At 62.2% G+C, this 13,912-nt stretch carries 13 protein-coding genes and 1 tRNA gene; 8 read left to right on the top strand and 6 right to left on the bottom strand.

The annotated features are described in order from the left end of the window. Positions 1-165 precede the first annotated feature (165 nt). Both BLJAPNOD_RS08725 and BLJAPNOD_RS08720 read left to right on the top strand, forming a co-directional pair. The gene (locus tag BLJAPNOD_RS08725) at positions 166-1,149 is read left to right on the top strand and encodes a LysR family transcriptional regulator (protein WP_115419533.1); all 984 of its coding nucleotides are present in this window, start codon (positions 166-168) and stop codon (positions 1,147-1,149) included. Positions 1,150-1,238: 89 nt separating this feature from the next. Beyond that, positions 1,239-1,679, top strand: a complete 441-nt coding sequence (locus BLJAPNOD_RS08720; protein WP_115419532.1) for a hypothetical protein — start codon at positions 1,239-1,241, stop codon at positions 1,677-1,679. A 7-nt stretch (positions 1,680-1,686) separates the two neighbouring features. Here BLJAPNOD_RS08720 and BLJAPNOD_RS36465 read toward each other — a convergent pair whose 3' ends face one another. After that, positions 1,687-2,082, bottom strand: a complete 396-nt coding sequence (locus tag BLJAPNOD_RS36465; protein ID WP_343215796.1) for a hypothetical protein — start codon at positions 2,080-2,082, stop codon at positions 1,687-1,689. Between the two features lie 214 nt (positions 2,083-2,296). Between BLJAPNOD_RS36465 and iolG the strand changes: the two genes are divergently transcribed. Then, positions 2,297-3,289 carry an inositol 2-dehydrogenase gene (iolG, locus tag BLJAPNOD_RS08710; protein WP_115419531.1) on the top strand — a complete coding sequence of 331 codons (993 nt, stop codon included), beginning with the start codon at positions 2,297-2,299 and terminating at the stop codon, positions 3,287-3,289. A gap of 174 nt (positions 3,290-3,463) precedes the next feature. Here the strand turns inward: iolG and BLJAPNOD_RS08705 are convergent, their stop codons facing one another. Beyond that, positions 3,464-5,830, bottom strand: a complete 2,367-nt coding sequence (locus BLJAPNOD_RS08705; RefSeq protein WP_115419530.1) for an EAL domain-containing protein — start codon at positions 5,828-5,830, stop codon at positions 3,464-3,466. Positions 5,831-5,959: 129 nt separating this feature from the next. Next, positions 5,960-7,171, bottom strand: a complete 1,212-nt coding sequence (locus tag BLJAPNOD_RS08700) for an ROK family transcriptional regulator (RefSeq protein WP_115421206.1) — start codon at positions 7,169-7,171, stop codon at positions 5,960-5,962. A gap of 575 nt (positions 7,172-7,746) precedes the next feature. Here BLJAPNOD_RS08700 and xylF point away from each other — a divergent pair. The 4 genes from xylF (at position 7,747) to BLJAPNOD_RS08680 (ending at position 11,610) form a co-directional block, all read left to right on the top strand. Next, complete coding sequence (gene xylF / locus BLJAPNOD_RS08695; RefSeq protein WP_077503332.1) at positions 7,747-8,784, top strand: D-xylose ABC transporter substrate-binding protein; 1,038 nt, start codon at positions 7,747-7,749, stop codon at positions 8,782-8,784. Positions 8,785-9,023: 239 nt separating this feature from the next. Then, positions 9,024-10,352: a sugar ABC transporter permease gene (locus BLJAPNOD_RS08690; protein WP_115419529.1), complete on the top strand. Its 1,329-nt coding sequence runs from the start codon at positions 9,024-9,026 to the stop codon at positions 10,350-10,352. Between the two features lie 15 nt (positions 10,353-10,367). Then, complete coding sequence (locus tag BLJAPNOD_RS08685; RefSeq protein ID WP_025428054.1) at positions 10,368-11,153, top strand: ATP-binding cassette domain-containing protein; 786 nt, start codon at positions 10,368-10,370, stop codon at positions 11,151-11,153. Positions 11,154-11,533: 380 nt separating this feature from the next. Next, positions 11,534-11,610, top strand: a tRNA-Arg gene (locus BLJAPNOD_RS08680). 169 nt (positions 11,611-11,779) lie between these two features. Here BLJAPNOD_RS08680 and BLJAPNOD_RS35920 read toward each other — a convergent pair. Genes BLJAPNOD_RS35920 through BLJAPNOD_RS08670 form a run of 3 tightly spaced genes read right to left on the bottom strand, consistent with a single transcriptional unit; the run spans position 11,780 to position 12,867 of the window. After that, a complete protein-coding gene (locus tag BLJAPNOD_RS35920; protein ID WP_244610900.1) occupies positions 11,780-12,001 on the bottom strand; it encodes a hypothetical protein in 222 nt (73 codons plus the stop codon). 22 nt (positions 12,002-12,023) lie between these two features. Then, entirely contained in the window at positions 12,024-12,266 is a 243-nt protein-coding gene (locus BLJAPNOD_RS35915; protein ID WP_244610899.1) for a hypothetical protein, read from the bottom strand. Beyond that, positions 12,256-12,867 carry a TetR/AcrR family transcriptional regulator gene (locus BLJAPNOD_RS08670; RefSeq protein ID WP_115419528.1) on the bottom strand — a complete coding sequence of 204 codons (612 nt, stop codon included), beginning with the start codon at positions 12,865-12,867 and terminating at the stop codon, positions 12,256-12,258. Before BLJAPNOD_RS08670 ends, BLJAPNOD_RS35915 begins: the two co-directional genes overlap by 11 nt. A gap of 87 nt (positions 12,868-12,954) precedes the next feature. On the opposite strand from BLJAPNOD_RS08670, the gene BLJAPNOD_RS08665 reads away from it, so the two are divergent. Further along, a complete protein-coding gene (locus BLJAPNOD_RS08665) occupies positions 12,955-13,791 on the top strand; it encodes an N-acyl homoserine lactonase family protein (protein ID WP_115419527.1) in 837 nt (278 codons plus the stop codon). The last annotated feature ends 121 nt before the right edge of the window (positions 13,792-13,912 follow it).

Here is a 13,912-nt window from a genome sequence, read left to right as displayed (position 1 = left end):
GTCCTCCCCGCCCGCATGCTCCCACATGCACTGGCACATGGGAAAAAACTGGAATCAAAAGCCATAACTGTCAAATACAATATCGCTTTGCTACCATACCATTTTTGATATAATACTCAAAAACAGTGTGATTTTTGAAACATCCTGAAAACTGGATTGCCTGCGATGATCAAAGACGGAAAGTCCGGCGCCACAGGGGTTGCTGCCGAACAGTTCGACAGCGGGCTGTTTCGCTCGGGCCTGAAGATCAATCACCTCCGGCTGATCCTGGCGATCGACGATCATCGTCGCATCAGTGCGGCTGCGGAGACCCTCGGCATCTCCCAGCCGGCCGCATCGCGCATGCTCGCGGAGATCGAGACGATCCTGAAGGCGCCGATCTGCGAGCGAGTCGCACGCGGCGTGGAACTGACCCGCTACGGCCAGGCGCTGGCGCGGCGGGCGCGCACGATCTTTCTAGAACTGCGCGAGGCCTCGCGCGAAATCAACGAATTGAAGACTGGCAGCGGCGGCTCGGTGTCGATCGGCTCGGTGACCGGACCGGCGCTCAACCTCGCCGTACCGGCGATCCGCCAGGTCATCACGGCCTATCCCGGCATCGAGATCAACATCCAGATCGAAAACAGCAACGTGCTGACACGCGAGCTGCTCGCCGCTCGCCACGACTTCGTCGTCGGGCGCATCCCGGACGATCTCAGCCCGAGGCTCTTCAACATGGTCGAGATCGGCTATGAGGAGGTCTGCCTGATCGTGCGCGACGGCCACCCGCTGCTCGAAAAAACCGTCGCCGATGCCGAGGATCTCCCCGCCTACGACTGGGTGTTCCAGCCGCCGGGAACGCTGCTGCGTCGCGCGGTCGAAGACAGCTTCATGTCCGCCGGCGTGCGGCTACCGGCGACCGTGATCAACACCTCCTCGATCATCCTGACGCTGTCGATCGTGCGCAACACCAATGCGATCGCGCCGGTGGCGCTCGACGTCGCCAACCTGATCGCCGACAACGGCACGCCGGCCGGCGAAATCCGCATCCTCAAGACCGAGATTCCGATCCGTATCAAACCCTATGGATTGATCACCGCCGAGGGACGCGCTCTGCCGCCGAGCGCCAAGCTGCTCTACGATCTCATTCTCAAGCAGGGGCGGGCCTGATCAGCCTGATCAGCCCGGCATGATCAACCATGTTGATCAGCCTGGGATAATCTCCATCCGGCATTTTGCGCCGGATTGGCGGAGGTTGCATGTTTGGAATGTCGGTGTTTCAGTCCGTGCTCGAGCGGCTGAAGACGGACGAAGACGAGGAAGGAACCGCCGAAACGGCAATTGCCGCGACGCCGCGCGCGCCTTCGTTCGCAACCACGTTCGTCGCCAGCGCCAACGAGAGCGGATCGGCTGCGCGCAGCGCGGTCGAGCGCGCCTATTTCGATACGTCGTTCGTCGAGCCGCCCCCGGCAGAGCCGATGCCGGAGTTTCTCAATCGCACCAGCCTTGAAGAAGTTGCCGAAGAACTGGACCTCGGCGACCGGGAAACACTCGCAACGCTTGCCGCCAAGCGGCGGAGCTTTGCCGCGGCCAATCATCCCGACCGCCTGCCGCAGGATTTTCGTGCCAACGCCACGGTGCGGATGAAGCTCGCCAACATGCTGATCGACGAGGCATCACGTCAGTTGCTGGCGGCTTGACTTCCCTTCAGGCGTCGTTGTCGGCCTTTGGCGCTTCGTCTTTCGCAGCAGTACTCTCAACACCTGCAGCCTTGTCGGTCGGCTTGTAGAACAGCAAAAGCGAAGAGCCGACATAGGCAGCGATCGCGAGCGCAATGATGCTGAAGAACGGCTGGTCGTGATAAAATTCAAGCGCTGCCCACCCCGCACAGACCAGGAATATCAAGATCCGGCGCCACAGGGGACGGTAAAAGGCGTGGTCCGGGTCGATGAGTTTGATCATCCTGTCCTCTGGCTGCTTGCGCTCGAATTCGGCAAAGGATTTCTTGTAGGGGAAATGCACCCGCTGCCGCAAGCCCGCGGCCGTTGCACGCCCTTGACGGATACCATGAAAATGGAATAAAAATTCTGAAAATGATTTCATCGACCTTTTCATTCCGAATGCACATTTCAAAGTGCCGTGCGGGAGAAAGGGGCGAGCGAGGGAGAGGAAGGCGCGCGGCATCCGCTGGCGCAACATTGCCGACAGACACCTTGCAACCGATTCGCGGAATTGCCCTTCCGCGGCGCCTTTGCGCGATGAGCGCCGATCATCACGCCCCTTCCCGGTCGCGTACCGGAATTCGAGAGAAATTGAGATGACAGTGAGATTTGGTCTTCTGGGCGCCGGACGCATCGGCAAGGTTCACGCAAAGGCCGTCAGCGGCAATCCCGATGCCGTGCTCGTCGCCGTTGCCGATGCCTTCCCGGCGGCCGCCGATGCCATCGCCAAGGCCTATGGCTGCGAGGTCCGCACCATCGAGGCAATCGAAAAGTCGGCCGATATCGACGCCGTCGTCATCTGCACGCCGACCGACACCCATGCAGACCTGATCGAGCGTTTCGCCCGCGCCGGCAAGGCGATCTTCTGCGAAAAGCCCATCGATCTCGATGTCGATCGCGTCAGGGCCTGCATGAAGGTGGTTGCCGAGACCAAGGGCAAGCTGATGGTCGGCTTCAACCGCCGCTTCGATCCGCATTTCATGGCCGTTCGCAAGGCCATCGACGCCGGCAAGATCGGCGATGTGGAGATGGTGACGATCACCTCGCGCGATCCCGGCGCGCCGCCGGTCGATTACATCAAGCGTTCGGGTGGCATCTTCCGCGACATGACCATCCATGACTTCGACATGGCGCGCTTCCTGCTCAGCGAAGAGCCGGTATCGGTCACGGCGACCGCTGCCGTGCTCGTCGACAAGGCGATCGGCGAAGCCGGCGACTACGACAGCGTTTCGGTGATCCTGCAGACTGCATCCGGCAAGCAGGCGATCATATCCAACTCGCGCCGCGCCACCTACGGCTACGACCAGCGCATCGAGGTGCATGGTTCGAAGGGTGTCGTCTCGGCCGAGAACCAGCGCCCGGTCTCGATCGAAATCGCCAATGGCGACGGCTACACCCGCCCGCCGCTGCACGACTTCTTCATGACCCGCTACACCGAAGCTTACGCCAACGAGATCGAGAGCTTCATCTCCGCGATCGAAAAGGGCACGGAAATCACGCCTTCCGGCAAGGATGGCCTGGCAGCGCTGGCGCTTGCAGACGCGGCGGTAAAGTCGGTCGTGGAAAAGCGCCAGATCAGCGTCGGTTAAGACCTACTGCATGTTCCTAAATTCGTAACCGATGTAAGGACAAAAACATGCAGCAGTTCAAAGTCTTACAGCGACCTTTGCGCGTCTGATAAGACGCGCGGCGCTGTAGGCAAGCCTCAAAAATAGACGGCCGGGCGCATGGCGCTCGGCCGTTGGCGTTTTCAGGCTACCGCTTCAGCCGTCGGCGCGCAGCGCCGCTGTCGCCCATTCTCCTACCTGCTCCTCCTGCCCCGTGCTCGGCGCAACACCCGGCCTGCCGGTGAGGAACCCCTGAACCTGCAGGCAGCCTTCGTCGACCAGGATCTGTTTTTGCCGCTCCGTTTCCACGCCCTCGGTCACGACAGGCAGGTTGAGGCTGTTGCCGAGCGCAATGATCGCCCGGACGATCGCGTGCGCCGAAGGGTCCTTGTCGATCAGGGCCGTGAAACTGCAATCGATCTTCAGCTTGTCGAACGGGAAGGTCTGCAGGTTGCTGAGCGAGGAATGCCCGGTACCGAAATCGTCCATGACGATGTGCACCCCGTGGATGCGCAGTCGTCCGAGGGTGGCAAGGACATCTTCGCGATTGTGCAGAAGGGCAGCCTCGGTGATCTCCAGCTCCAGCCTGCGCGGCTCCAATCCCGTGCGCCGCAGGATGCCGAAGATCTGGTCGAACAGATTGGGAAGCAGGAATTGCACCGGTGAGATATTGACCGACACCGGCAAGGGCTCGTTCCATTTCACCGCCTCCCGGCAGGCCTGCTCCAGCACCCATTCGCCGATCTGGATGATCGAACCGCTTTGCTCGGCGATGGGGATGAAGACATCGGGACTGATCAGGCCACGCTCGGGATGCATCCAGCGCAGAAGCGCTTCGTAGGCGACAATCCGATCGCCACGCAGGTCGACGAGCGGCTGGTATTCAAGGAAGAGCTGCCGGCGAAGCACGGCGTGGCGCAGATCGTTTTCAATCTGCCGGCGCGTGCGCACGGTTTCGTCCATCTCCGTGTCGAAGAAGCAGGCAATCCCCTTGCCCGACTGCTTGGCACGGTAGAGAGCGGTGTCGGCATTGTTTCGCAGCCGGTCGGCGGTGTCACCATCAGCAGGGTAGATCGCAGCACCGATGCTGACGCCGACGGCGGTCGGATCGCGGTTCGTATCCATCTCCGCGGCAAAAAACGTCAGGATACGGTCTGTCAGATGACGGGCGGCCTCCGGTTGCTCGCCCCCGACCTGAAGGATGGCAAACTCGTCACCGCCAAGCCGGGCGACGGTATCCCCCTCGCCGACCGCCTTGCGCAGGATGTCGGCAACCTTCTTGAGGATGCGATCCCCCTCGCCGTGGCCAAAGATGTCATTGACCGCCTTGAACCGATCGAGGTCAAGACAGAGGATCGCGAGTTGCTCGTCCTTCGCCGCCGCAGCCGCCATGACCTGGGTAAGGCGGAGGTCGAAGAAACCACGATTGGGAAGGTCGGTGAGGGCATCGTGATGCGCCAGATGTTCGATGGTGCGTTCCGCTTCCTTGCGCGCGCTGAGATCACGCACGAAGATCACCTCGCATTCGCGCCCGCGATATTCGATCATCCGACAGGTGAACTCGACCGGAACGGACTGCCCGGCCACATTGACCAGGTCGATCTCCCCCGGGCCGTCGCCGCGATGGTGGCCCTCCAGCCCCTCCTCGCCAAAGGCGAAAATCTCCGCCGGCTTTCGGCCGGCAAGCTCCGCGACCTTGTATCCCGCCAACCGCGCAAAGCGCTCATTGGCGTCGATGACGCGGCCTTCGTGCACGATGGCCATGCCTTCGAGCGATGCATTGGCCAGCCCGCGCAGGTCGGTCAGGTGGCGGTCGACGAACACCGCGCCGAAAGCCAGGATGATCAGCATCGTCGAGGCGGCGATGACCCCGCCGGCAAGCCAGGCGGGATGAATGACATCGGTTGCAGGAATATCCGGCGCCGGCACCAGCGTAACGCCGCTCATCGACGTGAAGTGGAGGACGCAGATGGCAACAACGAGCAGCAGGGTCGAAACCACCAGCCTGCGGACATTGCGCAACACATGAAAGGCATGAAGCGCTGCCGATGCCAGCAAGGTGCCCGCAACGATGGCCAAGCCCGTGAACCTGGTATCGTAGACGATGTGGCCGGGCATCTCGAGCGCCTGCATGCCGGTAAAGTGCATGGCGGCGATACCGACACCCAGGATGACCCCGCTTGACGCGAGAGCGTAATGCGAGCGCGCACCGAGACCGACCGTGAACGCGACCCAGGCAGCCGCGACGGCCACCGCAATGGAGAGCGCTGTTCCCGATGCGCCGTAGGAAACCGTCATACCGCCATCATAGGCAAGCATCGCGATGAAATGGGTGGACCAGACGCCGATGCCGCAGGCAAAACCACTGGCAGCGCCCCACAGAGCGCGCTGGTTGCCTTCGCTTCGCTGGGCCCGCAACAGCAGCAGCATGGTTGCGACACAACCCGCCAGGCAAACCACGGCGGCCACCAGCACCAGGCGCCAATCGTGGTCATCGCGTATGCATGCAATCACTGAAAACATGATCGTCTCCCGCGTCAACGATAGCTTGACAAGGAGTCGCTAAATAACTGTAAATTGTATTGGCCCGTTTGCTCGCCCTTGATACAACCCCAAAAATGGTTGCGTCATAGCGCGCCACACGCGTGGCAGTCAGGCCGTGGCGATCTCGCTATCGATCACGCCCAAGGCGCGCTCGAGATGTCCGTCGAAAACGAGCCGTTGTTCGTCGAGAACAACGGATATTTCGGGCGGCCCCTGAAGCCGGAGCTGGAGAGACTGGGACACACCCTCCACCAGCCCGCCGTGCAAGAGGTCGAAGTAGCGTGTGCCGGGGCCGGTGACGTAGATCGGCATGCGCTCATAAAGACTGAGCATGCGCGATATGCCGTTGCCAAGTGCAAGTCCGGCCTGCCGAAAGGCATAGCCCGCCATGCGATGCCCCTGTCGCGCACTCGCCGCGATCTTGTCCATCTCTGCAATCGGCACGAACTTTGCGGGGATCGTATCGGGCGGCACCTCGAACGCTGCCCTGAGGATGCCGTAGAACCCGGCGGCGGCTTCGATGCAGCCATAGGCCCCGCACCGGCACAATCCCGCCGATGGCGCATGCAGCATGTGCCCGAAGTTTGGCGCCGTCACGTCGATCTCGCCGAACCTGCCCTTGCGGGCAACGCCGAGGCCGATGCTGTGGCCGAGCGAGATGGCAGCAAGCGATCGGAAACCCGCCGCCGGCGCGCGCTCCGCTTCCGCCGCCAGCGCCTGCGCCACCAGCAAGGTCTCATTGTTGAGCATCACCTTCGCCCGCCACTGCGGCGCAAGCAGTGCGGCAAAATCGAGCTGTTCGCTGCCGAACACCGGCGACCAGAGCAGACGCGCGGCATCGTTGTCGACATCAACCAGCCCCTTGCTGCTGATGGAGACGGCGAGCACACGGTCACGCGTGAGGCGCGAACGCTGCAGCAAGCGCTCCAGCGCTTCGACGAAGATCTGCGCGAAGGCGGTCGTGCCGCGCTGGTCGTGATTGCGGCTCTCCTCGAAGCGGTCGAGCAGCGTGCCGCCATAGTCAGTCAGTGAATATTGCACCACGTCGGAGGAGATGCGCACGACGATGACATAGCCGCAGTCGCGGCGCGGCGTGAACAGCACGCGCGGACGCCCGCGCCCGCCCTGCACCTGCTGCTCGGCCTTGGCGATGACGCCGGCCCGCTCGAGCTCGGCCGTGATCGCCGACACGGTCGCGGACGCCAGCCCGGTGGCCGCGGAAATTTCGGTATGGGAAAGATTGCGGGCGCGCCGGAGCGCGGCAAGCACCATAGCGCTGTTTTGCTGACGCACGAGTTCAGTGCTGGACTTGGTCAGCATCATACGTCCTTGCCGGTGGCGGGTCCTTCGAACACATGCCCTCCCAAAGCATCTGCCGTTCGGCGAAGCAAGGCGCTGACGGCCTTGTCGACAGCCTTGCCAATCTCTGCCATTGATTTTCTCGACTGTCGAGAAATAATCCACAGGCCATTTCACACGCCAGGCAACCGCAATCGCCCTGTTCGGCGTCGGCCGGAGAGGCTTTGCCGCGAGTTGCATTGCCGGGCCGCCGACCAAGATCCGCCGAGCCAGCGGGCAAGGCTCTCGGTAACCATCCGGTGATCGTCGCGGAGATCGGTTGAAATGACACAACAATCCTTTCTTGACCGACTGCGGGAGCCCTGCACCCTTTGTGGCGCAGCGGTTGCGCGCATCGGGAGCGGGTGCATTCAGACGTCGAGTGCAACCGGGCTGCCCGTGTTGACAGGTCCCGGATTCTCTGACATTCATTTTCTCGACTGTCGAGAAAATAAAGCCGGACGATGTTTCGGTGGCGTTTCGACAGCGTTGCAAGGCTGGTCGAGGATGGTGCGGGAGGTTCGCACGCTCAGCCGGCCGCCACTCGGGAGGAATAAATGAAATCCGTTTTGAAGCTGATGGCAGGGGCTGCCATCATCGCGTCGATGCATTCCGCTGCCATCGCCAAGGACCTGGTGGTCGGCGTTTCCTGGTCCAACTTCCAGGAAGAGCGTTGGAAAACCGACGAAGCTGCCATCAAGGCAGCGCTTGAGGCATCCGGCGACAAGTACATTTCCGCCGACGCCCAGTCTTCCGCTGCCAAGCAGCTGACCGACGTCGAGTCGCTGATCGCCCAGGGCGCCAACGCCCTGATCGTGCTTGCACAGGACAGCGACGCCATCGGCCCGGCCATCGAAAAGGCTGCTGCCGAAGGCATTCCGGTCGTCGGCTATGACCGCCTGATCGAAAATCCGGCCGCCTTCTACATCACCTTCGACAACAAGGAAGTGGGCCGCATGCAGGCTCGCGAAGTGTTCAAGGTCAAGCCGGAAGGCAACTACGTCTTCATCAAGGGCTCGTCTGCCGACCCGAACGCCGACTTCCTGTTCTCCGGACAGATGGAAGTGCTGAAGGAAGCCGTCGACGCCGGCAAGATCAAGAACGTCGGTGAAGCCTACACCGACGGCTGGAAGCCGGAAAACGCTCAGAAGAACATGGAGCAGTTCCTGACCGCCAACGACAACAAGGTCGACGCGGTCGTCGCTTCCAACGACGGCACGGCGGGCGGCGCGATCGCAGCCCTCGACGCCCAGGGCCTCGCCGGTTCCGTTCCGGTCTCGGGCCAGGACGCCGACAAGGCGGCCCTCAACCGCGTAGCCCTCGGCACCCAGACCGTTTCGGTCTGGAAGGACTCGCGTGAACTCGGCAAGCGCGCTGCTGAAATCGCGGCCGAACTCGCAAGCGGCAAGAAGATGGAAGAAATTGCCGGCGTGACCGCCTTCAACGGCGGCCCGAAGGGCGTCGCCATGCAGTCGGTCTTCCTCGCACCGCTTCCGATCACCAAGGAGAACCTCAACGTCGTCATCGACGCCGGCTGGATCTCCAAGGACGAAGCCTGCCAGGGCGTCAAGGGCGACGTCGCTGCGTGCAAATAAGCCGCCCGGACAGGGTTGAGCTCTGACCTTAAGACAAGCGCCGCAACGCACTCCGTTGCGGCGCTTGCGCAAGGTGCGGCCGGGGCGGACAATGTGGCAAGACCTTCGGGCACGCATTGGCACGAACGACAGAAGCGCTCGACAGCTGTCTTCATCATCAGACTTGTCGCGTCCCATTCCGGCTTCTTGGCGCCGGCGGATGCGGTGACATCAACAGAAAGTGGGGGGAAGGCACGTCCATGGCCGACATCACACAGGGCAACCAGACACAAAGAACCCAGGCCAACCGGGCCCGCAATGCAGACGAGAACCCGGTGAAGCGCTTTTTCCGCGCCACCGAGATCGACACCCGCTTGCTCGGCATGGTCGGCGCGCTGGCCATTATCTGGCTCGGCTTCGAAATCATGACCGGCGGCCTGTTCCTGACGCCGCGCAACCTTTGGAACCTGACGGTTCAAACCTCGTCCGTCGCCGTGATGGCGACCGGCATGGTCTTGATCATCGTCACCCGCAACATCGATCTGTCGGTCGGCTCCGTGCTCGGCTTCTGCGGCATGATCATGGCGGTCATGCAGGTAAAAGTCCTGCCGCAATATCTCGGGCTTGAGCATCCCGCCATCTGGATCATCACGCTTGCCTGCGGCATCGCCGTCGGTGCTGCGATCGGCGCGCTCCAGGGCTCGATCATCGCCTTCCTCAACGTGCCGGCCTTCATCGTCACGCTCGGTGGCCTGCTCGTCTGGCGCGGCGCCACCTGGTTCGTCACCAGCGGCCAGACCGTTGCGCCGATGAATTCCACCTTCCGCCTGATGGGCGGCGGCACCGAGGGGTCGATCGGGGCAACTGCCAGCTGGATCGTCGGCATCATCGCCTGTATCGCCATCGTCGGCGCCATCCTCAACTCGCGCAAGCAGCGCAAGCGCTTCGGCTTTCCGCTGCGGCCGGTCTGGGCCGAATATTTCCTCGGCATCCTCGGCTGCATCCTGGTGATGGGTGCCGTCGCTATCGCCAACCACTATTACTGGCCGGTCAACATCGCCCGCAAATATGCCGATGCCAACGGCATCGCCTGGCCGGACGGCGGCCTCATGATCTCGCATGGCATCGCCATCCCCGTGCTGGTCGCCATCGCCGTCGGCATCGTCATGACGTTCATCGCCACCCGCCTGCGCTTCGGCCGTTACGTCTTTGCGCTCGGCGGCAACCCTGAAGCAGCCGAACTTGCGGGGATCAAGACCCGCTGGGTCACCGTCAAGATCTTCATGCTGATGGGCGTGCTCTGCGCCATCGCCGCTGCGATCTCGACCGCCCGCCTCAATGCCGCAACCAACGCGCAAGGCGAGCTCGACGAGCTCTACACGATTGCAGCCGCGGTTATCGGCGGCACGTCGCTTGCCGGCGGCGTCGGCACGATCGCCGGCGCGATGATCGGCGCCCTCGTCATGCAATCACTGCAGTCGGGCATGGTGCTGCTCGGGATCGACAGTCCGTTCCAGCGCATCGTCGTCGGCGTGGTTCTTGTCGTGGCCGTCTGGCTCGACACCATCTACCGCGCCCGTGCCAAGTAAGAAGGGGTCCGACCAATGAAAGACCAACGCACTCCGCTCGTGGAAATGAAGAACATTTCCATCTCCTTCGGCGGCATCCATGCGGTCGACAACGCCTCCGTCGACCTTTACCCCGGCGAAGTGGTGGCGCTTCTCGGCCACAACGGCGCCGGCAAGTCGACGCTGATCAAGATCCTGTCGGGCGCCTACAAGCGCGACGGCGGCGAGATCCTGATCAATGGCGAAGCCGCCGACATCAGCAACCCGCGCGACGCCAAGAAATACGGCATCGAGACGATCTACCAGACGCTCGCCGTCGCCGACAACGTCGATGCGGCCGCCAACCTCTATCTCGGCCGTGAGCTCAGGACCCCCTGGGGTACGCTCGACGACGTGGCGATGGAGGCCAAGGCCCGCGAAGTGATGGGGCGCCTCAACCCCAACTTCCAGCGCTTCAAGGAACCGGTGAAGGCGCTCTCCGGCGGCCAGCGGCAATCGGTGGCGATCGCCCGCGCCATCCTGTTCGACGCCCGCATCCTGATCATGGACGAGCCGACAGCAGCCCTGGGGCCCCAGGAAACCGCCCAGGTCGGCGAGCTGATCAAGCAGCTGAAGCGCGAAGGCATCGGCATCTTCCTGATCAGCCACGACATCCACGACGTCTTCGACCTCGCCGACCGCGTGTCGGTGATGAAGAACGGCCAGGTCGTCGGCCAGGCCCGCACCGAAGATGTGACCAAGGATGAGGTGCTCGGCATGATCATCATGGGCAAGGTCCCGCCCAAGGCGATCCCCGGCCCCGGCGCGATGCAGACCGCCTAACCAAAAGTACCGAATGGCCCGGCACTCGCCGGGCCATTCCTTTTGATGCCCACGTGGCTCCGCCTCGAAACAAGGAAGCGCCGCGTGAGGACGCGGAGGGCAAGCAGCCGCAAGGTGCAAGGCCCATGCCGACCTCCCGGATTCGCAACACTCCCCTCTCCCGCGCTGCCAGCTCATACATGTCGCAAGCCGACACTCGCTCCTCCTCCCCTCACCTGCCGAGACTTGTTCAAGTGGCCCATTCGACTGGTCGCCTTGGCAGCAATTTGCGGTCCTTCGCAAATTCCCCTGCGAACTCCGTCATTTCACCATTGAAGCGACGCGCAAGCTAAGCTATGAACCGCTCACAGCCCGCTTCGGCGGCCTCGCTGCAAACGGATGCACCCGTAGCTCAGCTGGATAGAGTGTTGGATTCCGATTCCAAAGGTCACAGGTTCGAATCCTGTCGGGTGCGCCAAATCTCCGCCATAGAAAAGTCACGCCCCCACAGAGGTGGAGGCTTATTTTGCATGCAATGAAGCCGCCTATCATTTGATGATGCCCCGGCACCTGGCACGGATAACGTAGGCCTGGCTTCATCTTCAAACCCAGGCGACTTGACCCGGGTTGATCAGCCGCGCGGGCATTCATTCTGCATTCCGTTCGTGCCGTTGCTCTTCGATCACTTTTCCGAGCCGCTCCAGTTCAAGCGAATAGCAGAAGAGCGCGAACAGTACGGCCATGACACCGAGCGTCTTAGCGATGCCCTGGCCAAGCGGCGGCAAGACTTCGAGCTGCGGCACATGGCGGAAGAAGATCACCGAGAACAGCGCGCCGCCGAAGACGAAGCTGGCGCGGCTGGCGAACATGAGGAGGTGGCCGACGAAGCAGCTATGAAACGGCCACGTACCGGTATCGCGCCCAATAGCACATTTGCATGACGGTCGCGGCAGACACGACCCCAATCACAACGAAGATATCCAGCTCTTCGGCTTCGCCGGAGCGCATGACCAGCTTCTGGAACAACGGAAAGATCATCCAGAACAGCGTACTGGCAGCGCCGGTTTGCACAAGCAGCAAGGTGACGTAGACAACGAAGGAGCGGTCTGCGGCGACAGGCGCTTCATGGGCCACCGTCGACCTCCACAGCTGCAAGATCCTGAAGTCCGCGAGCCATGTCCCTCGGTTCGACGTCGCCGAGAAGCGCGGACTGCACCACGAAGCCAAGTATCTCGGCAAGGACGACCTTGGCGACATCGCTTGTCGATGCGCTCTTCCGCAGCAGTCCGGCATTGCACCATGACACAGCCACATCGGCGAGACGCGCACGGAACGCGAGATAGAACCCCCGAATGGTTTCACGCAGCCGCTCGTTGCGCTGCGCCTCGCTCCACCCAAGCAGCGCGATGCGTTTGAGGTCGTAGCCTTCGCGCGTCGTGAAGTCGGAGATCGCCTGCGTGATCTTCTCGACGAACAAATCCGGAGACGGCGGCGCAGATTTGAGGATGGGCTCGACCCGTTCCTGCAGGCCAATCAGGGAGGTCGTCACGGCCGCGACAATGAGCTCCTCCTTGCTCGGGTAGTAGGAATAGACCGCCCCGGCCGAGAGCCCCGATGCCCGGATGATGTCATCCATCGTCGTGGCTTGCAGCCCCTGCTTCTGAAAGCAGAGCCAGGCGGCTTCGAGTATCTGAGCCCTGCGGGCGGCACGCTTTTCATCGGATATCTTCGGCATCGTAAATTAATAAAACGAACGACCGTTCTTTACAAGAGTTCTCTGTTGCGTTAAAAACGAACGATCATTCGATTTTAGGAGCGCCCGATGATCAAGGTCACCGCGATCGAGACAGGCAAGGCTCGAATGAAGACGGCACAACGCACCGGACGCGATGATCGCGGGCCGATTGGCCGCAAGATCGACATCTTTCGTGACAGGGACTGGGTCGAGCCGCTGCCCATACTCTGCTTCCTGATCGAGCATCCGGAAGGGCGTTTCCTGGTCGATACCGGCGACACCTGGCGCAACTCGGTGCCAGGTTATCTGCCGGGATGGAACCCGTTTTACCGGCAGGTGTCGATCCGGGTCGCGCCCGAGGAAGAGATCGGTCCGCGCCTGCGCAACCTGGGGATCGATCCGGCGCGCGACCTGTCAGCCGTGATCCTTACCCATTTCCACCACGACCACACCGGCGGTCTCGAGCATTTCCCGCACAACCGGATCATTGGCCCACGCGCAAACTACGCGGTCTCGACGGGGTTGCGCGGAATGATGATGGGCTGCCTTCCGCAACGTTGGCCGATATGGCTGACGCCGGAGCTGGTGGACCTGAATGGTCCACCGATCGGCCCCTTCCATACATCACACCCGATCACGACGGACGGACGCATTGCCCTCGTGCCGACGCCGGGCCACGTCCGCGGTCATTGCTCGGTCATCGTCCAGGCCGGAGACGTCGCCTATTTCCTCGCCGGCGATGCGACCTATTCACAGGACAATCTGCGTGCCGAACGCACCGATGGTGTCACCAACGATCCCACGACGGCGCGTGCAACGCTGCGGGCTATCAAATCGTTTGCCGCCCTCCGACCGACGATCATCCTGCCTGCCCACGATCCTGACGGACCATGCCGTCTCGCAGAAAGAGACGTTTTCGCCTGACACGAGATCTCAAGCTCCGCTTCGGCAAACCCAAGCCCAAACGGATGCAACAAGAGCTTTCAGTTGCCCTCTGCCGCACCGCTTTTCATGTTGATCTTGCTGGCAGACACAAGGCCAGCAA

The organism is Ensifer sp. M14 (assembly GCF_003355565.1).
Classification (GTDB): Bacteria; Pseudomonadota; Alphaproteobacteria; order Rhizobiales; family Rhizobiaceae; genus Ensifer.
This window is presented reverse-complemented; position numbering and strand designations above follow the sequence as displayed.

What these genes read in the sequence shown, in the direction of transcription:
- BLJAPNOD_RS08725 (WP_115419533.1), top strand. Translation starts at nt 166, where the DNA reads ATGATCAAAGACGGAAAGTCCGGCGCCACAGGGGTTGCTGCCGAACAG.
- BLJAPNOD_RS08720 (WP_115419532.1), top strand. Translation starts at nt 1,239, where the DNA reads ATGTTTGGAATGTCGGTGTTTCAGTCCGTGCTCGAGCGGCTGAAGACG.
- BLJAPNOD_RS36465 (WP_343215796.1), bottom strand. Translation starts at nt 2,082, where the DNA reads ATGAAATCATTTTCAGAATTTTTATTCCATTTTCATGGTATCCGTCAA.
- iolG (WP_115419531.1), top strand. Translation starts at nt 2,297, where the DNA reads ATGACAGTGAGATTTGGTCTTCTGGGCGCCGGACGCATCGGCAAGGTT.
- BLJAPNOD_RS08705 (WP_115419530.1), bottom strand. Translation starts at nt 5,830, where the DNA reads ATGTTTTCAGTGATTGCATGCATACGCGATGACCACGATTGGCGCCTG.
- BLJAPNOD_RS08700 (WP_115421206.1), bottom strand. Translation starts at nt 7,171, where the DNA reads ATGCTGACCAAGTCCAGCACTGAACTCGTGCGTCAGCAAAACAGCGCT.
- xylF (WP_077503332.1), top strand. Translation starts at nt 7,747, where the DNA reads ATGAAATCCGTTTTGAAGCTGATGGCAGGGGCTGCCATCATCGCGTCG.
- BLJAPNOD_RS08690 (WP_115419529.1), top strand. Translation starts at nt 9,024, where the DNA reads ATGGCCGACATCACACAGGGCAACCAGACACAAAGAACCCAGGCCAAC.
- BLJAPNOD_RS08685 (WP_025428054.1), top strand. Translation starts at nt 10,368, where the DNA reads ATGAAAGACCAACGCACTCCGCTCGTGGAAATGAAGAACATTTCCATC.
- BLJAPNOD_RS35920 (WP_244610900.1), bottom strand. Translation starts at nt 12,001, where the DNA reads ATGTTCGCCAGCCGCGCCAGCTTCGTCTTCGGCGGCGCGCTGTTCTCG.
- BLJAPNOD_RS08670 (WP_115419528.1), bottom strand. Translation starts at nt 12,867, where the DNA reads ATGCCGAAGATATCCGATGAAAAGCGTGCCGCCCGCAGGGCTCAGATA.
- BLJAPNOD_RS08665 (WP_115419527.1), top strand. Translation starts at nt 12,955, where the DNA reads ATGATCAAGGTCACCGCGATCGAGACAGGCAAGGCTCGAATGAAGACG.